Source organism: Delftia lacustris (assembly GCF_040267515.1).
Taxonomy (GTDB): Bacteria; Pseudomonadota; Gammaproteobacteria; order Burkholderiales; family Burkholderiaceae_C; genus Comamonas; species Comamonas tsuruhatensis.
Window position 1 is genome coordinate 12501 of the sequence record NZ_CP141274.1, and the last position, 20551, is coordinate 33051.

Genomic DNA, 20551 nt, shown 5'->3' on the forward strand with positions numbered 1-20551 from the left:
GCCTCGCCTGTATGGGAGGCGGAAGTGGGGTGCCCGGGCCTGGGCCGCGTATCAGTCAGCCCGTGCACGTCGGTAATGTTGCACAAATAGCGCCAGGCTGCCCGCGACCACGCCCCAAAACGCCGAGCCGACTCCGGCTATCACCACGCCGCTGAGCGTCACCAGAAAGGTGATCAACGCAGCCTCCCTGTGTTCCTCCCCCTTGAGAGCTGTCGCCAGGCCGCTGCCTATGGAGCCCAGCAGGGCCAGTCCCGCTATGCAGACCACCAGTTCCTTGGGGAAGGCGGTGAGCAGTCCCGTGACCACGGCGCCGAAGATGCCGATGACTATATAGAAGAGGCCACAGATGGCCGCCGCCGTGTAGCGGCGGGATTTGTCCTCATGGGCCTCGGGCCCCATGCAGATGGCAGCGGTGATGGCACTGAGGTTGAGCGCGTAGCCGCCGAAGGGGGCCAGCACCAGGGTGGCGATGCCCGTCATGCTGATGATGCGGGAGATGGGCAGGTCGTAGCCCGTGGCACGGATGACGGCCACGCCGGGCAGGTTCTGCGAGGCCATGGTGACGACGAACAGGGGCAAGGCCAGGCTCACCAGGGCGGGCACCGAGAACTGCGGCATGGTGAAGACTGGCCAGGCAAGGCCTGCATGCACGGCGGACCATTGCATTTGCCCGTTGAGCGCCACCCAGGCGATGGAGGCCACCAGCGTGGCGATGACCGCATAGCGCGGTGCCAGGCGGCGCGACAGCAGATAGGTCAGCAGCATGACCAGCACCAGGGGCAGCGCATCCCTGGCGGCGGCAAAGGCCTGCATGCCGAAGTTGGCCAGTACGCCCGCCAGGAGGGCGGCAGCGATTTCCATGGGGATGCGGTTCATGACGCGCTCGAACCAGCCTGTGGCTCCCACCAGGATGATCAGCCCCGCGCTGATGATGAAGGCGCCAACGGCCTCGCCCATGGAAAAGCCCCCGGCAAGCCCTGCCGTGGCAAGGACGGCTGCGCCTGGCGTAGACCAGGCGACCATGACCGGCATGCGAAGTATCAGCGAGGGCAGCAGAGAGCACAGGCCCATGCCCAGTCCCAGCGCCCAGATCCAGGACGTGATCTGCTCGGGCGTGGCATGGAAGGCCTGGGCGGCCTGAAAGACCAGGGCCACCGAGCTGGTGAAGCCCACGAGCACGGCCACGAAGCCGGCTGCGAAGGCAGAGGGACTCAAGTCACGGAAAAAGCGCATCGCGCGATTCTGTCACCACAGCCGCCGACCGTGCGATGCGCTGGCGACGCCTACAGTTCGATCTTGGAGCCCAGCTCCACCACGGAGTTGCTGGGCAGGTGCAGGAAGTCGGAGACACGGCTGGCGTTGCGGTGCATCTGGGCAAACAGCTTTTCGCGCCAGGGCGCCATGCGGTGGCTGATGCGCGGGATGATGACATCGCGCGACAGGAAGTAGCTGGTCTCCATGGCGTCTAGCTGGCAACCCCGGGGACGCAGCAGGGACAGTGCCGCCGGCACGTCCGGTTCGTTCTTGAAGCCGTAGTTGATGATGACCTGCCAGCAGTCGCTGCCCAACGCCTCGATCTCGGTGCGCTTGTCCAGACCCACCCAGGGAATTTCATGGTTGCGCACCGTGACGAAGATGTTCTGGTTGTGCAGCACCTTGTTGTGCTTGAGGTTGTGCAGCAGGGCGTTGGGTACGGTGCCCGGTTCGCCGGAAAGAAAGACGGCCGTGCCCGTCACGCGCGCCGGCGGATGGCGCCAGACCGATTCGAGGAAGCTCTTGAGGTCGATGGCATCGGCCTGCAGCTTTTCGTGCAGCAGCTCGCGGCCCTTGCGCCAGGTCATCATCAGCGAGAACACCGTGCCGCCGATCAGCAGCGGGAACCAGCCGCCGTCGAACAGCTTGAGCAGGTTGGACGAGAAGAAGGCCAGGTCCACCAGGAAAAAGAATCCGGTGGCCGCGATGCACAGGGCCAGCGGGTAGTTCCAGCGGTAGCGGATCACGAAGAAGGTCAGCGTGGTGGTGATCAGCATGTCCAGCGTGACCGCAATGCCGTAGGCGGCCGCCAGGTTGCCGCTGGAGCGGAACAGCACCACGGCCAGCGCAATCGCTACGAACAGGCTCCAGTTGACCAGGGGCATGTAGATCTGGCCGGTCTCGCGCACGCTGGTGTGGCGCACTTCCAGGCGCGGCAGATAGCCCAGCTGTATGACCTGGCGCGTGACGCTGAAGGCACCCGTGATCAGGGCCTGCGAAGCGATGACCGTGGCCATGGTGGCCATCAGCACCAGGGGCAGCAGCGCCCAGGCCGGGGCCATCATGTAGAAGGGATTTTTGACGGCGGCCGGGTTGGCCAGCAGCAGCGCCCCCTGGCCGAAATAATTCAGCGTCAGCGCCGGCATGGCGACCGAGAACCAGGCCAGGCGGATGGGCTTCTTGCCGAAGTGGCCCAGGTCGGCATAGAGCGCCTCCGCCCCGGTCACGCACAGCACGACGGCGCCCAGGATGATGAAGCTGGTGCCGGGGTTGTCCCAGATGAAGCGCACCGCGAAGTGCGGGCTGATGGCCGCCAGGATTTCGGGATGGCCCGCGATCTGGTGCACGCCCAGCGCTGCGATGGTGGCAAACCAGACCAGGGTGATGGGGCCGAAAAACCGACCGATCCCCGCCGTGCCGTGCTTCTGGAACCAGAAAAGCAGGAAGAGGATCACCAGGGTCAGCGGGATCACGGCCTTGGTGAAGTGCGGAGAGACCACTTCCAGGCCTTCGACGGCCGAGAGCACGGAGATGGCCGGCGTGATCACGCCATCACCATAGAACAGCGAAGTGCCGAAGATGCCGATGAGCAGCAGCACGTTGCGCAGGCGGGGCTTGTCCTTGACGGTCTGCGAGGCCAGGGCCAGCATGGCGACCAAGCCGCCTTCGCCGTTGTTGTCGGCACGCAGCACCAGGACCACGTACTTGAGCGAGACGATGACCGTCAGGGTCCAGAACAGCAGCGACAGGACGCCGTAGATGTTCTCCTGGGTGAACGGCACATGGCCCGAGCCGAAGACCTCCTTGACCGAATACAGCACGCTGGTGCCGATATCGCCATAGACCACGCCGATGGCGCCCAGGGTGAGCGCGGCCAACGAAGATTTGGTTTTCTGCACAGGTCTATGCGCCATCCCGTGGGGAGATGGCTTCAGTCAATTGAAATGCCGGCATTGTCCGCTGTCCTGATGACGAGCGCATCGGACAGCACCCCGATCAGTCGTAGATTTCCGCGTTGGGGTTGGTCGCCTCCAGCTCATAGCTGGCCGCCAGCATGGCGACCCGGGCCACCACGCCATACATGTAGAAGCGGTTGGGCATGCTGGCACCCGGGCGCGCGCCGATCTGGGGCAGCTGGGTGCTGTGCTGGAAGGCCAGCGGCACGAAGCCGGCGCCGGGCGCGTTGAGGTTTTCGTCCACATCGCGTTCGGGATGCATGCGGTAGAAGCCGCCGACCACGTAGCGGTCCATCATGTAGACCACGGGCTCGGCCACGGCGTTGTTCATGCGCTCCTGGGTGAGCACGCCTTCCTGGATGATCACGTCGTGCACGGTCTGGCCGTCCTTGATCATGCCCATCTTGTTGCGGCTCTTGCGCGGCAGCTCGGCCAGCTCCTTGGCATCGCGCACGGTCATCACGCCCATGCCATAGGTGCCGTTGTCGGCCTTGACGATGGCAAACGGCTTTTCCTTGATGCCGTACTCCTTGTACTTGCGGCGCACCTTGGCCAACAGCACATCGACCTGTTCGGCCAGGCCTTCCATGCCCACGCCATTGGCGAAGTCGATGCCTTCGCTGCGCCCGAACAGCGGGTTGATCAGCCAGGGATCGATGCCCAGCAGCTTGCCGAAGCGCTTGGCCACTTCCTCATAGCTCTGGAAATGGCGGCTCTTGCGGCGCACGCTCCAGCCTGCATGCAGGGGGGGCAGCAGGTATTGCTCGTACAGCTCCTCGACGATGCCCGGGACGCCGGACGACAGGTCGTTGTTGAGCAAGATGGTGCAGGGATCGAAATCCTTGAGACCGATGCGGCGCTTGCTGCGGATCACCGGCTCCAGCGTCACCGTGTCGCCATGCGGCAGGGTGACGGTGGTGGTCTTCTTGACATCGGGGCTGATGGAGCCGATGCGCACGTTCAGACCGGCCATGTTGAAGATGCGCTTGAGCTGCACCACGTTGGCCAGGTAGTGCGTGTTGCGCGTGTGGTTCTCGGGAATGATGAGCAGATTGCGCGCTTCGGGGCAGATCTTCTCGATCGCCGCCATGGCCGCCTGTACGGCCAGCGGCAGCATTTCGTCGGTCAGGTTGTTCCAGCCCCCGGGGAAGAGGTTGGTGTCCACGGGTGCGAGCTTGAAACCGGCGTTGCGGATGTCCACCGAGCAATAGAAAGGCGGCGTGTGTTCCATCCATTCGAGCCGGAACCAGCGCTCGATCGCCGGCATGGAGTCGAGGATGCGCTGCTCAAGCTCGTTGATCGGGCCGGTCAGGGCCGTGATGAGATGTGGAACCATAAAGACCCTCTGGGTACGACGGTGGGGGGCAATTGTAGAGATTGGACCATGGTCTAGGTGTTTTCCCCAGTCTTTGCAGCGTCAGCGGCGCCAGAAAGCCGGCGAAAGCAAGGCCATGAAGCTGAGGATTTCCAGGCGTCCCAGCAGCATGGCCAGGGTGCAGACCCAGGTCTGGAATTCGGTGAGCACAGCATAGTTGGAGGACGGGCCCACCGCGCCCAGGCCCGGCCCCATGCAGTGCACGCTGGCCAGCACGGCGGAGAAGGCGGTCACCGGGTCCAGGTCGGTGAGCAGCAGCACCATGCTGAGTGTGATCACGGTGGCGCCATAGACCAGCATGAAGGCCAGCACCGAGAAGATCATGCGGTTGTCCACCACGCCGGTGCCCAGCCGCACGGGCTGCAAGGCGCGCGGATGCGCGAGCCGCGTGAGTTCACGCCGCGCCTGCTTGAGCAGGATGAGCATGCGCACCATCTTGATGCCGCCGCCCGTGGAGCCCGCACTGGTGGCCACACCCGACATCAGCAGCATGAGCACGGGCGCAAAGACGGGCCAGGTCAGGTAGTCCACCGTGGTGAAGCCGGTCGTCGTGGCCACCGAGACCACATGGAAGAGACCGTAGCGCATGGCCTCCACGGGCCCGTACACGCCCTTGGCCCACAGCAGCAGCGCCACGATCAGCCCGCCCCCCAGCAGCACGGCCAGCGTGGCGCGCATTTCAGGATCGCGCCAGAAGCCGTCCCAGCGGCCCTTGCGCATGGCCACGAAGTACAGCGCGAAGTTGCAGCTGGCCAGCAGCATGAAGACCAGGGCGGTCAGTTCGATCAACGGCGAGTCGAAATACGCAAAGCTGGTGTCATGCGAGGACAGGCCACCGAGGCTGACGGTGGCGAACATGTGCATCAGCGCATCCAGCGGCGACATGCCTGCCGCCCAGAAGGCCAGCAGACAGGCCAGCGAGAACACGCCGTACACGCCCCACAGGCCCTTGGCGGTCTCGGTCACGCGCGGCGTCAGCTTGGTGTCCTTGATGGGACCAGCGGCTTCGGCACGGAACAGCTGGGCGCCCCCCACGCCCAGCAGGGGCAGGATGGCCACGGCCAGGATCAGGATGCCCATGCCGCCCAACCATTGCAGGAAGGTGCGCCAGACATTGATGGACACGGGCAGCGCATCCAGCCCCGTGAGCACGGTGGCGCCGGTGGTCGTCAGGCCCGAGACGGCCTCGAAATAGGCATGGGTGAAGCTGATGCTCAGCCCCACATGACCCATGCCCAGCACCAGGGGCAGCATGGCGCACAGCGGCAAAACCACCCAGACCAGGGTGACGAGGATGACGCCGTGGCGCGGCTGCAGCTCGCGCCGGAAGTGGTCCAGGCCTATCCACAGCGACAGCCCCGCCGCCGCCGTGATGCCGATGGCCCAGGGGTAGATGCGCCAGATGCCGTCGTCAGTGAACCAGGACACTGCAAAGGGCAGCAGCATGGACAGCGCAAACATGACCATGAGCATGCCAAGCACGCGCAGGACGGGTAACAGGTCGCGCATGGTGTCGGCTCAGAAGAAGGTGGCGCTGACGCGAAACAGGTTCTCCACGTCCCGTACCAGCCGCTTGTGGGGCAGGAAGAAGATCACGTGGTCGCCGCTCTCGATCACGGTGGTGCTGCGCGGGATGATGACCTCGGGCTCGGCACCGGCCGCGATTTCGTCGGCCGGCACGCCTTCGGGTATGCCGCGCACGATGAGGCCGATGTGGGCATCCTCGGGCACGCGCAGGTCCTCGACCTTGCGGCCGACCACGCGCGAGCTTTTGCGGTCGCCACGCGCCACGATCTCCAGCGCCTCGGCCACGCCCCGGCGCAGGCTGTGCACGGCCTGCACGTCGCCGCGGCGCACATAGGCCAGCAGTTCGCCAAGCATGGCCTGGGCCGGCGACAGCGCAATGTCGATCTGCGTGCCGTGCATCAGGTCGGCGTAGGCACGCCGAGTGATCAGCGACAGCACGCGCCGCGCGCCCATGCGTTTGCCCAGCAGGCTGGCCATGATGTTGTTCTCATCGTCGTCGGTCAGGGCCAGGAACAGGTCCACGTCCTCCACGCTTTCATCGGCCAGCAGGTCCTCGTCGGTGGCATCGCCGTGCAGCACCAGCACCTCGGCCGGCAGCAGCGAGGCCAGGTCCTGGCAGCGCTGCTCGTCGGGCTCGATGATCTTGATGTGGAAGCGGCCCGGCACGCGCGACAGCTGCAGCGCCAGGCGCTGGCTGACCTGGTCACCGCCGGCGACCATGATGCGGTAGACCGGGCGCGAAGGCCGGCCGGCAGGCTGGTGGATGGCACGCAGCACCTCGGCCACATGCTCGCGCGCGGCCAGGATGAAGACCTCGTCGCCGGGCTCGATGCGCGTGTTGCCGTCGCAGCGGACGAAGCGGTCGGGCTCGTCCAGGAAACGCCGGTAGATGGCCACGATGCGCATGGCCAGCTCGGGCATGCAGTCGCGCAGCTCGCCGATGCGCTTGCCGACGGCGGGGGCGCCGTCGCGCGCGCGCACCGAGGCCAGTGCGGCCCGCCCGCCCGCGAAGGCACGCACCTGCATGGCTTCGGGAAACTCGATGAGCTTGCTGATGTAGTTGGTCAGCGATTCCTCGGGGCAGATGATGCGGTCGACGCCAAAGCCTTCCTTGCCCAGCAGCGCCTCGTCCTCGCCAAAGCCCGAGGAGCGCACGCGCGCGATGCGTGTGGGAATCTCGAACAGGACCTGGGCCAGCTTGCAGCACACAAGGTTGGTTTCGTCGAGCGCGGCGCAGGCGATCAGCAGGTCCGTGTCCTTGGCACCGGCCTCGGCCAGCACATGGGGATCGATGCCGCTGCCCACGACGCCACGCAGGTCGAAGCGCGACTCCAGCTCGCGCAGGCGCCGTGCGTCGGTGTCGATCACCGTGATGTCGTTGCGTTCGGACACCAGGCTTTCTGCCACGCTGTAGCCCACACGGCCGGCGCCAAGAATGATGATTTTCATGGATTCATTGCAGTGCTGCGGTGCCGGCGCGGGGCATTCCGGCGCGCAGCACGGCTCGGTCAGGTGCGGACTTCGCCTTCACCCAGCACCACGTATTTGAGCGAGGTCAGGCCTTCGATGCCCACAGGACCGCGCGCATGGAACTTGTCGGTGCTGATGCCGATTTCCGCGCCCAGGCCGTACTCGAAGCCATCGGCAAAGCGCGTGCTGGCATTGACCATGACGCTGGCCGAGTCCACTTCGCGCAGAAAGCGCTGGGCGTGCATATGGTCGCGCGTCAGGATGGCGTCCGTGTGGTGGCTGGAGTAGCGGTTGATGTGGGCGATGGCCTCGTCCACGCCGGACACGATCTTGACGCTGATGATGGGCGCCAGATATTCCTCGCTCCAGTCCTGCTCGGTGGCCTCGGCCAGTTGAGCACCGGCCACAGACTTCAGGATGGCCAGCGATTCGGGGCAGCCGCGCATCTCCACGCCCTTGGCGGCGTAGATGGCGCCGATCTTCGGCAGGAATTCGGCGGCCACGCCGCGCGCCACCAGCAGGCTTTCACTGGCATTGCAGGGGCTGTACTTGTTGGTCTTGGCGTTGTCGGCCACCTTGACGGCCATGGCGATGTCGCAGGGATCATCGACATAGGTGTGGCAATTGCCGTCCAGGTGCTTGATGACGGGCACCTTGGCCTCGCGGCTGATGCGCTCGATCAGGCCCTTGCCGCCGCGCGGGATGATGACGTCCACGTAGTCGGGCATGGCGATGAGCTGGCCCACGGCCTCGCGGTCCGTGGTCTGCACCAGCTGCACGCCGTGCTCGGGCAGGCCGGCTTCGGCCAGCGCCCTGGCGACGAGGGCAGCCAGCGCCTTGTTGGAGTCGATGGCCTCGGAGCCGCCGCGCAGGATGCAGGCGTTGCCGCTCTTGATGCTGAGGCTGGCCGCCTCGATGGTCACGTTGGGGCGGCTTTCGTAGATCATGCCGAACACGCCGATCGGCACACGCATCTGGCCTACGCGGATGCCGCTGGGCATTTGCTTCATGCCGATGATCTCGCCGATCACATCGGCCATGGAGGCCAGCTGCTCACATCCCTGGGCACAGGTTTCCAGCACCTTGGGCGTCAGGCGCAGGCGGTCCACCATGGGAGCGGACAGGCCGTTGGCCACGGCGCGTTCGAGGTCACGGGCGTTGTCGGTCTGCAACGGCTCCACGTTCTCCCGCAGCAGGCGCGCCAGCGCCAGCAGGGCGCGGCTTTTGACGGCAGCCGAGGCTCGGGCCATCTGGGCGGAGGCCACTTTGGCCTGAACGCCCAGGTTGTGGGTGTATTCGACGATATTGAGCGCGTTCATTCCGAGATTCTCGCCGAGTTGCGCCCATTTGCGCACCGAGAGCGGGCATGCCCCGCGCCAACATGCGGCTGGGATGCGGCTGGGATGCGTCCTCGCACGGCCACCAGAGGGCAAACCCCGCGTTCCGGCGGCCGGCAGGATGTCGCGGCCACCCTACACTGCTGCCCAGTACGCAGAGGTTTTCCCGCCATGTCCACCAGCCACGACACTCTTCTCGCCGCCCAGCAGCTCGCACAGTTGCGCGCGGGCTTCGCCCAACTGGCACAGCAGCAGCTGCCGGCCGCCGTGCTCGGGCAGCAGGCCAGGGCTTCCTCGGAGTTGCTGCAGGCCCTGCCGCCGCGCTACGGCGAAGTGCTGCTCAATCTGCTGGACCGATTGGAATCCAGCGCGCTGTTCAGCGAGGAAAGCTGCTCCTTCAGCCAGAAGGACCTGCTGGACAACCTCGAGACCTGGGCCACCAAGGCCCAGGCGCAGCTGGAAAAGACGAGCTAGGAACGGTACGTCAGCCCTTGGCGCCGGCCTGGGCCAGGTCCATGGCCAGGCGGCGCAGGGCCTGCCAGCCGTCGCGGGGCCAGCCCTCGAAGGCCAGGCCCTTGACGATGCCGTCCACCGCGTGGGCCGATTGCAGCAGGCGCGCGGCCTGGGCGTCGGTGATGCGCGGCAGCAGGCGCTCGAACAAACGCTCCTTGACGCCCCAGACGCGCTGGGCGCGCAGGGCCATGGGCAGGGGCTGACCTGCGGCCATGGCGTCCTTGACGCGGCAGATGGAGCGGATGTCCTCGGCCAGGGTCCAATGCACCAGCACCTCGGCCGTGCCCTCGGCCTGCAGGCCGTCGAGCATGCGCGAGACGCGCGCCAACTGGCCGGACAGCACGGCCTCGGACAGCTTGAACACGTCGTAGCGCGCCACATTGAGCACTGCCTGCTCCACCTGCGCCTGGCTCAGCTCGCCGGCGGGGTGCAGCAGGGCCAGTTTCTGGATCTCCTGGTGTGCGGCCAGCAGGTTGCCCTCGACGCGGTCGGCAAAGAACTGCAGCGTGCGCTGGCCTTCCTCGCCGGGTGCCACGCGCTGGCCCTGGGCTGCCAGGCGCTGGGCAATCCAGGCCGGCAGCTGGCCGCGCTCTATGGGATCGATCTGCAGCGTCATGCCCTGGGCTTCCAGCGCGCTGAACCAGGCGCCGGTCCTGGTGGCCTTGTCCAGGCGCGGCAGCATGACCAGGGTGAGCGTGCTGTCATTGCCGCGCGCCGCCTCGGCGATCTGCTGCAGCGCGGCGCCGCCGTCCTTGCCGGGCTTGCCTGAGGGAATGCGGATCTCGATGATCTGCCGATCGGCAAACAGCGACAGCGAGCCACCGGCCGCCAGCACGGCGCTCCAGTCGAAATGGGCGCCGGCCACGGTGTAGCTGCTGCGCTCGGTGTAGCCCGCGGCGCGCGCGGCGGCACGGATGGCGTCGGCAGCCTCCTGCTGCTGCAGCGGCTCGTCGCCGTGCAGCACGTAGAGCGAGCGCAATCCCTTGGCCAGATGGCCGCCGAGCTGGTTCAGGGCAAGCTGCATGGGGCTCAGGTCAGGCTCTTGACGGCCGACAGGCGGCGCAGCAACTGCTGGACGATGTCGGTACGCATGTCCTTGTAGAGCATGGCCTCCTCGGCCTCCTTGGACAGCGCATTGGTTTCGTTGTACGTCACGTCGCGCTGCTGCAGGATCTCGGTCTCGGGGATCGGCTCGTCTCCATTGGGCGTGCGCAGCTTGAAGCGCACGCGCAGGCGCAGCTGCAACTCGCGCACCTGGCCCAGCGCGTTCATGCCGACGATGACCCGCTCCTGCCGCTCGCTGATGATCTGGAAGATCGCATCCGCATCGTCGGGCGATGCCGGATCGCGCAGCACGGTCAGCTTGTCGCTGGCACTGGCCAGGTTGCGCGACAGCTCCCGCGCCACCGGAGAGCCCCGGCCCGCCTGGATGTAGAGCGAGCGGAACACGAAGGTCGGCACCCCCCGCAGGCGAAAGCCGCAGGCCCCCAGCAGCGGAGCCAGGGCCAGGGCGGTGAGCAGGGTACGTTTTTGCATATCAGTTCTCCAAGGCGCTTGCGCCACTCACAGCCCTTGCAACGGTCGCGCCCAAAGCGAGGGACACCGAGCAAGGGCCGCCCCGCAGCGAGGGTGTCGTCCCCCCCGCGAAGCGAGAGGGGGAAGGCGCGCAGCGCCTCAGGGGGCATGCCATGGCCTAGACCACGACGTTGACCAGGCGGCCCGGCACCACGATCACCTTCTTGGGCGCCGCGCCATTGGTGAACTTCTGGCATTCCTCGTTGGCCAGGGCAATGCGCTCGATCTCGGCCTTGTCGGCCGTCGAGGACACGAGGATGGCCCCGCGCAGCTTGCCATTGACCTGCAGCACCAGAGAGATCTCGTCCTGCACCAGGGCCAGGGGATCGACCTGGGGCCAGGGCGCGTCCAGCACATCGCCCAGGTGGGCGGCGTAGCCCAGTTCGCTCCACAGCACATGGGCCAGGTGGGGCGTTGCCGGGTAGAGCACGCGCAGCAGGATGCCGAAGCCTTCGATCAGCGCCACCTGGGCGCCCGCGTCGTCGTGGGACTTGAAGTCCTCCAGCGCGTTGATCATCTTCATGGCGCCCGAGACCACGGTGTTGTACTGCATGCGCTGGTAGTCGTACTCCACCTGCTTGAGCACGGTGTGGATCTCCAGGCGCAGCGCCTTGGCGGCCTTGCCGAATGCCACGTCGTCCAGCGACTTGGCGCCGGCCACGCTCTGCACGGCGCCGGCCATGTCCATCTGCGACAGTTTGGCGCCGAAGTTGTAGACGCGGCGCAGGAAGCGGTAGCTGCCTTCGACGGCGGCATCGTTCCACTCCAGCGTCAGCTCGGGCGGCGCGGTGAACATGGTGTACAGGCGCGCGGTGTCGGCGCCGTACTTCTCGATCAGCTCCTGCGGATCGATGCCGTTGTTCTTGGACTTGGACATGGTGCCCACGCCCTCGTAGTCGATGTCCGTGCCCACGGGCAGCAGGCCGTCGGCGCTGTCCACCTCGGCCTTGAGCCTGGCGCCCACGATCTTGCCGGTCTCGTCGAACACATGCTCGACATCCTTGGGCCAGAAGTACTCCTTGGCACCCTTGGCCGTGCGGCGGCTGTAGATGTGGTTGAGCACCATGCCCTGGGTCAGCAGCTTGGTGAAGGGCTCATCGACCTTGACCAGGCCCAGGTCGCGCATGACCTTGGTCCAGAAGCGCGCGTACAGCAGGTGCAGGATGGCGTGCTCGATGCCGCCGATGTACTGGTCCATGCCGCTGCCGCCGGTGGCGGCATGCTGGTCCCGCATCCAGTAGTCCGTGCCCTTGCCCACCATCTGCTCGCTGTTCCTGGCGTCGCAATAGCGCATGAAGTACCAGGACGAGTCCACGAAGGTGTCCATGGTGTCGGTCTCGCGGCGCGCGCTCTTGCCGCAGCAGGGGCAGACCACGCCGGCGTGGAAGGCTTCGCTCTTGACCAGGGGGTTGCCCGAGCCATCGGGCACCAGGTCCTGGGGCAGGACCACGGGCAGGTCCTTGGCAGGCACGGGCTGGGCGCCGCAGTCCTCGCAGTGGATGATGGGAATCGGCGTGCCCCAGTAGCGCTGGCGGCTCACGCCCCAGTCGCGCAGGCGCCAGGTGGTTTTCTTCTCGCCAAGGCCCTTGGCGGCCAGCAGTTCGGCCACCTTGTCCACGGCAGCCCCATGGGGCAGGCCGTCGAGTTCGCCGGATTCGATGCAGACAGCGCGCTGCTTGTCGCCGTACCAGTCGGCCCATGCCTCGGTGCTGAAGGTCTCGCCCTCGACCGCGATGACCTGGCGGATGGCGATGCCGTACTTCTTCGCAAAGGCGAAGTCGCGCTCGTCATGCGCGGGCACGCCCATGACGGCGCCGTCGCCGTAGCTCATGAGCACGTAGTTGCCGACCCAGACCTCGACCTGGGCACCCGTCAGCGGATGGGTGACGAACAGGCCCGTGGGCAGGCCTTCCTTTTCCTTGAGCGCGAGTTCGGCCTCGGTGGTACCGCCCTTCTTGCATTCTTCGATGAAGGCCGCGAGCTTGGGCTGCGATGCCGCGGCATGCTGGGCCAGCGGGTGCTCGGGCGCCACGGCGCAGAAGGTCACGCCCATGATGGTGTCGGCGCGCGTGGTGAACACATACAGGCGCCCGTCCTGGATGGGCTGGCCGTCGGTGCCACGGATGTCGTGGGTGAAGGCGAAGCGCACGCCCGCGCTCTTGCCGATCCAGTTTTCCTGCATCAGGCGCACTTTTTCAGGCCAACCGGTCAGCGTGGCCTTGTCGCCGCCCACCTGGACATGGTCCAGCAGCTCCTGGGCGTAGTCGGTGATCTTCAGGTAGTAGCCGGGGATTTCGCGCTTTTCGACCGGCGCGCCCGTGCGCCAGCCGCGGCCGTCGATGACCTGCTCGTTGGCCAGCACGGTCTGGTCCACCGGGTCCCAGTTCACGATCTGGGTCTTGCGGTAGGCAATGCCCTTTTCCAGCATCTGCAGGAACAGCCACTGGTTCCACTTGTAGTAGTCGGGATCGCAGGTGGCCACTTCGCGGCTCCAGTCGATGGCCAGACCCATCGCCTGCATCTGCTTTTTCATGTAGGCGATGTTGTCGTAGGTCCACTGCGCAGGCGGCACCTTGTTCTTGAGCGCCGCGTTCTCGGCCGGCAGGCCGAAGGCATCCCAGCCCATGGGCATGAGGACGTTGTAGCCCTTCATGCGCAGCTGGCGCGCCAGCATGTCGTTGATGGTGTAGTTGCGCACATGGCCCATGTGCAGCTTGCCGCTGGGGTAGGGCAGCATGGAGCAGGCGTAGAACTTGGGCTTGGCCTGGTCTTCGGTCACGCGGTAGGCGTCGCGGGCGGACCAGTGGTCTTGCGCTGCGCGCTCAACGTCGATGTGGTTGTATTTCTCTTGCATGGTGCTGCGGCCCCAAGGGCCGGACAAGGTGGCCGGACGAGCCGGATGGCCGGAATCAACCGACGATTTTAGGGCCCCGGCCCGCCGGTGCCGCAAGCAGCCCACAAGCCCGCAGGCGGTACTGCGCCATCGGCACCCGGTTGCCCGGCCGCCGCGCGGGGAAAAGCCGCGCTGCGTATGCTTGGTACCCTCTGTGGCAGTGCGCCGCAGACGTTCCGCCATCGCCAGCCCGGACTTGCGCAGGAACGGATACGGACATCCCGGGCATGCCGCTATCGCGCGGCAGGTTTTTCCGCGCCCTGGAGTTTTCTCTTGCTGAACTGGTCTTTGATTTCCGGCTGGGATCCCGTCATGCAGGCCCTGGCTGCGCTGTGCGCGCTGGTGCTGCTGGCCCGCTCCGCGGGTTTTGTCGTGCAATGGCTGCTGTTGCGCGTGCTGCCGCGCATGCGCAGCACGCTGGTGGAGATGGAGTGGGCCCAGGTGCTGCTGCACGACAGCGTGCTGCAGCGGCTGGCCAAGGCCGTGCCTTCGCTGGTCATGCAGTCCGGCGTGCAGGCCATACCGCAGCTGCAGCCGCAGTGGGCCACCCTGATCCTGAACCTGGCCATCGCCTGCACCATCTACCACGTGGCCCGCGTGATCAGCGCCCTGCTCAATGCCATGAACGAGGCGCACGACCTCAAGGAAGAGCGCAAGGCCACGCAGGCGCACTCGATCAAGAGCTATGTGCAGCTGGGCAAGCTGCTGGTGTTCCTGATCGCCATCGTGCTCATCGTCGCCACCCTGGTGGACCGCTCGCCGCTGCTGCTGCTGTCCGGCCTGGGCGCGGCCTCGGCCGTGCTGATGCTGATCTTCAAGGACACCATCATGTCCTTCGTGGCCGGCGTGCAGCTGGGCTCCAACGACATGCTGCGCGTGGGCGACTGGATCGAGATGCCCCAGGTCGGCGCCGACGGCTTCGTGATCGACATCGCGCTGCACACGGTCAAGGTGCAGAACTGGGACAAGACCATCACCACCATTCCGACCTGGCGGCTGATGAGCGACAGCTACAAGAACTGGCGCGGCATGTTCGAGTCGGGCGGGCGCCGCATCCGCCGCTCGCTGCACATAGACGCCCACACCATCCGCCTGCTGACGGCAGAGCAGCGGCAGAAATTGTCTTTGCTCGAGCCCCTCAAGGACTATTGGAGCAGTGATGGCGGCCTGCGCATGGCCGATGCGCCGGCGGGCAGCGAGATGGCAGCGCAGCATCTGAGCAATCTGGCCGCGTTCAAGGCCTATGCATACGCCTACCTGCTGCGCCATCCGCACATCCACAAGACACCGAACATGTTCCTGCTGGTGCGCACCATGGAGCCTTCTCCCATGGGGGTGCCGCTGGAGCTGTTTTGCTACACCAGCACCACGGTCTGGGTGGAGTACGAGGCCATACAGGGCGCGATCTTCGATCACCTGATCGGCATGCTGCCGCTGTTCGGGCTCAGTCTGTACCAGCGCTCCTCGGACCATGGCCAGCATCTGCGGCTGGCGGGCAACGAGCGCTGGCCCGAAGGACAGGACTAGGTTCGCGGGCGCAGGCCCGGCGGCGCTTGAGCGCCTGATCGCTTCAGCGCCCGGCGCCGGTGGGACCCAGGACGGCTGCGGGTTTTCCATCCTGGTTTCGCACCGGCTCGGCCACGAAGCCTATGCGCGTCAGCCCTGCCGCGTGGGCCCAGCCCATGAGTTCGGCCACGCGGCCATAGGGCACGGCCTGGTCGGCACGCAGTTGCAGTTCTGCCTGGGGGTTGCGCGCGCCGAGCTGAGCGAGGCGCTCACGCAGCGCATCCGCCGTGGCGGGCTGGCCCTGCATCCAGAGCGCGCCCTTCGCATCGACCTCCAGCAGCAGCGCATCGTCCTCGCCCGCGGCGGCCATGGGCTGGGTGCCCTGGGCCTGGGGCAATTGCACGCGCAGCGAGGCGGCCAGCATGGGTGCCGCGAGGATGAAGATGACGACGAGCACCAGCATCACATCCACCAGCGGGGTGACGTTGATGGCGTGCATGGGCTGGGAGGAGCTTTCCTTGCCGCTCAGTCGTCCAAAGGCCATGTGCGCTCCTGGCGAGCCGCCCCGTCAGGGCGCTTCCATGGGGCCGGCAGGCAGGCCGGCGACGGCCATGCCGTCATCGTGCGGCGCCTGCTCGGCCGGCTGGGTGCCGAACATGGCCTGCAGGTCATGGGCAAAGCCTTCCAGCAGGGCCTCCATCTGGGCCGCAGCCCGGCCCAGCAGGTTGTAGGCCAGCACGGCCGGCAGGGCCACGGCCAGTCCGGCCGCCGTCATCACCAGGGCCTCGCCCACCGGGCCGGCCAGTTGTTCGATGCCGATCTGCCCGCTGCCCGCCAGCGTGGCCAGCGCGTGGTGAATGCCCCAGACGGTGCCCAGCAGGCCGACAAAAGGTGCCGTGGCGCCCACCGTGGCCAACAGGGTCTGGCCCCATTGCAGCTGGTGGCTGGCCGATTGCAGCGCCTGGCGAAGCCCCCGCGTCAGGCGGACGGAATGCGCCGCGCGTCCCGCAAGCGCCAGGCCGCTGCCCATGGGTGCCAGCGCCTGTGTCACGGCCTCGGCCATGGGTGCCACCAGTTGCTGGCGATCCCCCTCGCCCATGCGGGCCTGGCCCGAGGCCAGGTCCGGCGCGCTCCAGAAGGCCGCAATGGCCTGGGGAACGCGGCGCCGGCTGGCGGCCATGAACCAGACCTTCCAGACGATGACCACCCAGCTGGCCACCGACAGCGCCAGCAGCAGCAGCGCCGTGCCGCGCGCGACGGCATCGCCTTGCTGCCACCAGAGCCAGAGTGGGCCGCTCATGGTCTTACCTTGCCCGTGCTGCGAGCCTCGTCACAGGCCCAATACGGCGTACATGTCGTACTGGCCGCTGGTCTTGCCCGCCAGGAAGCGCGCGGCACGCAGGCTGCCCTGGGCATAGCCGGCACGGCTGCTGGACTTGTGCGAGATCTCGATGCGCTCGCCCGTGCCCGCAAACAGCACCGTGTGGTCGCCGATGATGTCGCCACCGCGCACGGTGGCAAAGCCGATGGTGTTGTCCTCGCGCGCACCGGTGTGGCCGAAGCGCTCGTAGACGGCGCGGTCGGCCAGCTTCGTGCCCTGGGCTTCGGCGATGACCTCGCCCATCTTGAGGGCGGTGCCCGAAGGCGCATCCACCTTGTGGCGGTGGTGGGCCTCGACGATCTCGATGTCGTAGCCGCTGGACAGGGCCTTGGCCGCCATCTCCAGCAGCTTGAAGGTCACGTTCACGCCCACGCTCATGTTGGGCGACAGCACCACGGCCGTGCGCTGGGCGTACTCGGCGATGCGCGCCTTTTGCTCGTCGCTGAAGCCCGTGGTGCCGATGACCAGCCTGACGCCCAGTTCGGCGCAGATGGCCAGGTGCTCCAACGTGCCCTCGGGGCGCGTGAAGTCGATCAGGCAGTCGGCCTTGGACAGCGCGGCGCGCACATCGCTTTCGATGACGATGCCGCTGGCCAGGCCCAGGAAGGCCGAGGGATCGGTGCCCAGCGCAGGGCTGTCGGGACGGTCCAGCGCGGCGGTCAGCGCAAGGTCATCGCTTTGCGCGATGGCCTCGATCAGCATACGGCCCATGCGGCCGGAGGCGCCGGCCACGGCCACGCGCAGGCGCTGGTTGTTGCTGGAGGAAGTGGCGGTCGTGGCGTTCATGTCGGGAAAGAGATGCAAAGGCTCAATGCGTGGAAAGTGGACTGCCCGGGCGCACGGCAGGCACCGCGGCAGCCGCCATCCACGGAAAAACGCCCGCATGCCTTGCGGCGCGCGGGCGGCGATATCAGCGGGCGCCGGGCTCCAGTGGCGGATAGCTGGCCGCCGCGGGCGGCGGCTCGGCGGCCACGGGCTCTTCGACCGGCTTGGCAGCGGGGAACTTGGACAGCTGCTCCTCGCTGGCTTCCAGCTGAGGAATCTTGCCCAGCTTCTTCTTGGAGCCCAGGCTGGCGACGAATTCGGCCTCGGTGGGCATTTCGTCGCCTTCGGAGCGCGCGAACAGGTCGCCGTTGAAGAAGACGGTCAGCTTGCGCACCTGGGAATCGACGCCGGGACGCTTGATGGTGAACACATATTCCCAGCGGTCGGCGTGGAATACGCTGGTGACCAGCGGCGTGCCGAGGATGTCACGCACCTGCTGGCGGCTCATGCCGGGCTGCAGGGCCTCGACCTGTTCGCGGGAGACGAAGTTGCCTTGGACGACCTCGACCTTGTAGGGAGTGACGACATTGGCGACTCGGTGCGCGGCGCCATCGAGGCTGCTGCAGCCTGCCAGCGCCACCCCGATCAACAGCATCAGGGCCGCACTGGCGCGGCAACGGGCTTGAACATGCATTGGTATCAGCATAGGGATATGATCGTGGATCATTGTAGCGGCTGGTCCCCGGGGCTTGCGATCATGCGACGCCCCTGGCACCAGGGCCATTTTGTTCGCCGTCCCGCACCTGCCGTGGTGGCAGCCCAGCGGGCAGTCTCTGCCAAAGACCCAGACATGAAGAACATCGACGAACTCAAGAGTACCGGCCTGAAGGCCACGCTGCCCCGCCTGAAGATCCTGGAGATCTTCCAGACGGGTGCGCAACGCCACATGACGGCCGAAGACGTGTTCCGCGTGCTGCTGGACGAGCGTTCGGACATCGGCCTGGCCACGGTCTACCGCGTGCTCACGCAGTTCGAGCAGGCAGGCATCCTCATCCGCAGCAATTTCGAGAGCGGCAAGGCCGTCTACGAGCTCAATGAAGGCCAGCACCACGACCACTTTGTCTGCACCAGCTGCGGCAAGGTCGAAGAGTTCTACGATCCCGATATCGAAAAGCGCCAGAACCTGATCGCCAAGGCCAAGGGCTGGGTGATCCAGGACCATTCGATGGCCCTGTACGGACAGTGCGCTGAATGCGCGAGCCGGCCCAGCAAATAAGGCAGGGTCCCTCAGAAAAAGCGGAGTGCTTCACACTCCGCTTTTTTTTGCCTTTTACTTTTTGCTACCGGCGCTTTACAGGGCGAAGCACATGGGTGGAGGATGCTGGCGTCCAATGGATGCCCCCTACCCACCGAGACACCATGCGCCGCACTTCGCCGTTCGCCATCGCTCTCACTTTCTCCGCCATCGTCCTGGCCACAGGCTGTGCGCCCTTGCAGGCCCCGCCTTCGTCCGCAGCGGCCGCGCTGCAGGGAGTGGCCGAGGCACCGCTCACCGCCGCGCAGCGCCAGCAATGGCTGGACCGCGTCACCTGGGGCGCCACCGACAGCGAGGATGCGCAGCTGCAGCGCCTGGGCCTCAAGGCCTGGCTGGCACGGCAACTGCAGCCGGGGCCTCAGCCGCTGCCTGCGCAGGCGCAGCAGCGCATTGATGGGCTGGGCATCAGCCAGCGCCCCATGGACCAGGTGCTGCTGGAGCTGGGCGACCAGCGCAAGGCCGTGCAGGAAGCCGCATCGGCCGATGAAAAGGCCGCGCGGCAGCAGGCCTACCAGCGCACGCTGAACCAGCTGGGCAGCGATGCCCAGAAGCGCTTCGTGATCCGCGCGCTGTACTCGCCGGCACAGCTGCAAGAGCAGATGACCTGGTTCTGGATGAACCATTTCAGCGTCAGCCTGCGCAAGGCCGATATCCGCGCCTGGGTGGGCGACTACGAGGAGCAGGCCATACGCCCGCATGCGCTGGGCAGTTTCCGCAGCCTGCTGGAGGCCTCGCTGCGCCACCCGGCCATGCTGCGCTACCTGGACAACGCCAGCAATGCGGCGGGCCGCATCAACGAAAACTACGCGCGCGAGCTGCTGGAGCTGCACACCATGGGCGTGGGCAGCGGCTACACCCAGGCCGACGTGCAGGAGATGGCGCGCATCCTGACAGGCGTGGGCATCAATCTGCAGCCGGCCGGCACGGCGCCGCCGCGCATGCGCGGCGGGCGCCAGGGCGACTACCTGCGCTCGGGATTCTTCGAGTTCAATCCCAACCGGCACGACTACGGAGCCAAGACCTTCCTGGGCCAGCCCCTGCAGGCACGCGGCATGGCCGAGGTCCAGGAGGCGCTGGACCGCATCGTCGCCGCGCCGGCCACCGCGCAGTTCATCGCGCACAAGCTGGCGGTGTTCTTCATTGCCGACGATCCGCCGCCGGCCCTGGTGCAGCGCACGGCACAGGCCTTCACGCGCAGCCGGGGCGACATCGCAGCCACCGTGGCGGCGCTGCTGACCGATCCGGAGGCCGCGCGCTTTGGCCGCAAGTTCCGCGATCCGCTGCACTACGTGCTGGCCGCCACGCGGCTGTCGGTGGACCAGCGCGTGGCGGCCGACGTGGCGCCCGTGCTGGGCTGGATCAACCGGCTGGGCCAGAACCTCTACGCGCATGAGACGCCGGACGGCTATCCGCAGATGCAGTCCGACTGGGCCAGTTCGGGCCAGATGGCGGCACGCTTCGAGGTGGCGCGCCAGATCGCCACGCGCAGCGCCGTGCTGTTTCGCGCCGACCCCAAGGAGGCGCTGGAGAAGCCGCCCTACCCCATGCTGTCTGAACGGGCCAGCGTGCGCCAGCGCCTGCCCCAGTGGAGCCAGGCCACGCAGGCGGCACTGGCCCAGGCGCGCAATCCGGCGGACTGGAATACCTACTTCCTGTCCGCACCCGAGATGATGTTCCGCTGAACC

At 66.8% G+C, this 20551-nt stretch carries 17 protein-coding genes; 4 read left to right on the top strand and 13 right to left on the bottom strand.

Annotated elements, in window-relative coordinates:
* Positions 1-51: 51 nt before the first annotated feature.
* The 6 genes from U6958_RS01530 to U6958_RS01555 all read right to left on the bottom strand — a co-directional run bounded on the left by U6958_RS01530 (position 52) and on the right by U6958_RS01555 (position 8900).
* Complete coding sequence (locus U6958_RS01530; protein ID WP_017404050.1) at positions 52-1233, bottom strand: benzoate/H(+) symporter BenE family transporter; 1182 nt, start codon at positions 1231-1233, stop codon at positions 52-54.
* Between the two features lie 50 nt (positions 1234-1283).
* On the bottom strand, positions 1284-3152 hold the full coding sequence (locus U6958_RS01535) for a potassium transporter Kup (RefSeq protein WP_026062036.1): 1869 nt from the start codon (positions 3150-3152) through the stop codon (positions 1284-1286).
* 97 nt (positions 3153-3249) lie between these two features.
* Positions 3250-4545, bottom strand: a complete 1296-nt coding sequence (gene gshA / locus U6958_RS01540) for a glutamate--cysteine ligase (protein WP_012207794.1) — start codon at positions 4543-4545, stop codon at positions 3250-3252.
* A gap of 81 nt (positions 4546-4626) precedes the next feature.
* Positions 4627-6093, bottom strand: a complete 1467-nt coding sequence (locus U6958_RS01545; RefSeq protein ID WP_074921135.1) for a TrkH family potassium uptake protein — start codon at positions 6091-6093, stop codon at positions 4627-4629.
* 9 nt (positions 6094-6102) lie between these two features.
* The gene (gene trkA / locus U6958_RS01550) at positions 6103-7560 is read right to left on the bottom strand and encodes a Trk system potassium transporter TrkA (protein WP_016447202.1); all 1458 of its coding nucleotides are present in this window, start codon (positions 7558-7560) and stop codon (positions 6103-6105) included.
* A 59-nt stretch (positions 7561-7619) separates the two neighbouring features.
* Complete coding sequence (locus U6958_RS01555; RefSeq protein ID WP_016447203.1) at positions 7620-8900, bottom strand: glutamate-5-semialdehyde dehydrogenase; 1281 nt, start codon at positions 8898-8900, stop codon at positions 7620-7622.
* Positions 8901-9089: 189 nt separating this feature from the next.
* Here U6958_RS01555 and U6958_RS01560 point away from each other — a divergent pair, with 189 nt between their 5' ends.
* Positions 9090-9392, top strand: a complete 303-nt coding sequence (locus tag U6958_RS01560) for a hypothetical protein (RefSeq protein ID WP_016447204.1) — start codon at positions 9090-9092, stop codon at positions 9390-9392.
* A gap of 10 nt (positions 9393-9402) precedes the next feature.
* Here U6958_RS01560 and holA read toward each other — a convergent pair whose 3' ends face one another.
* The 3 genes from holA to leuS form a co-directional block, all read right to left on the bottom strand.
* Positions 9403-10455 carry a DNA polymerase III subunit delta gene (gene holA / locus U6958_RS01565; protein ID WP_016447205.1) on the bottom strand — a complete coding sequence of 351 codons (1053 nt, stop codon included), beginning with the start codon at positions 10453-10455 and terminating at the stop codon, positions 9403-9405.
* Between the two features lie 5 nt (positions 10456-10460).
* Positions 10461-10967: an LPS assembly lipoprotein LptE gene (gene lptE / locus U6958_RS01570; protein WP_016447206.1), complete on the bottom strand. Its 507-nt coding sequence runs from the start codon at positions 10965-10967 to the stop codon at positions 10461-10463.
* A 157-nt stretch (positions 10968-11124) separates the two neighbouring features.
* Positions 11125-13860, bottom strand: a complete 2736-nt coding sequence (gene leuS / locus U6958_RS01575) for a leucine--tRNA ligase (RefSeq protein ID WP_017407287.1) — start codon at positions 13858-13860, stop codon at positions 11125-11127.
* A 351-nt stretch (positions 13861-14211) separates the two neighbouring features.
* On the opposite strand from leuS, the gene U6958_RS01580 reads away from it, so the two are divergent.
* On the top strand, positions 14212-15426 hold the full coding sequence (locus tag U6958_RS01580; RefSeq protein ID WP_016447208.1) for a mechanosensitive ion channel family protein: 1215 nt from the start codon (positions 14212-14214) through the stop codon (positions 15424-15426).
* Between the two features lie 43 nt (positions 15427-15469).
* Here U6958_RS01580 and U6958_RS01585 read toward each other — a convergent pair whose 3' ends face one another.
* The 4 genes from U6958_RS01585 to U6958_RS01600 all read right to left on the bottom strand — a co-directional run bounded on the left by U6958_RS01585 (position 15470) and on the right by U6958_RS01600 (position 18245).
* Entirely contained in the window at positions 15470-15949 is a 480-nt protein-coding gene (locus U6958_RS01585) for a biopolymer transporter ExbD (RefSeq protein ID WP_074921136.1), read from the bottom strand.
* A gap of 24 nt (positions 15950-15973) precedes the next feature.
* The gene (locus tag U6958_RS01590; protein ID WP_016447210.1) at positions 15974-16705 is read right to left on the bottom strand and encodes a MotA/TolQ/ExbB proton channel family protein; all 732 of its coding nucleotides are present in this window, start codon (positions 16703-16705) and stop codon (positions 15974-15976) included.
* A gap of 30 nt (positions 16706-16735) precedes the next feature.
* Positions 16736-17572, bottom strand: a complete 837-nt coding sequence (gene dapB, locus U6958_RS01595) for a 4-hydroxy-tetrahydrodipicolinate reductase (protein WP_017407286.1) — start codon at positions 17570-17572, stop codon at positions 16736-16738.
* A 124-nt stretch (positions 17573-17696) separates the two neighbouring features.
* The gene (locus tag U6958_RS01600) at positions 17697-18245 is read right to left on the bottom strand and encodes an outer membrane protein assembly factor BamE (protein WP_016447212.1); all 549 of its coding nucleotides are present in this window, start codon (positions 18243-18245) and stop codon (positions 17697-17699) included.
* Positions 18246-18401: 156 nt separating this feature from the next.
* Here U6958_RS01600 and fur point away from each other — a divergent pair, with 156 nt between their 5' ends.
* Both fur and U6958_RS01610 read left to right on the top strand, forming a co-directional pair.
* A complete protein-coding gene (gene fur / locus U6958_RS01605; protein WP_013804774.1) occupies positions 18402-18827 on the top strand; it encodes a ferric iron uptake transcriptional regulator in 426 nt (141 codons plus the stop codon).
* A gap of 143 nt (positions 18828-18970) precedes the next feature.
* Positions 18971-20548 (top strand): DUF1800 domain-containing protein, encoded by a 1578-nt coding sequence (locus U6958_RS01610; RefSeq protein ID WP_074921137.1) that lies wholly within the window; start codon positions 18971-18973, stop codon positions 20546-20548.
* Positions 20549-20551 lie beyond the last annotated feature (3 nt).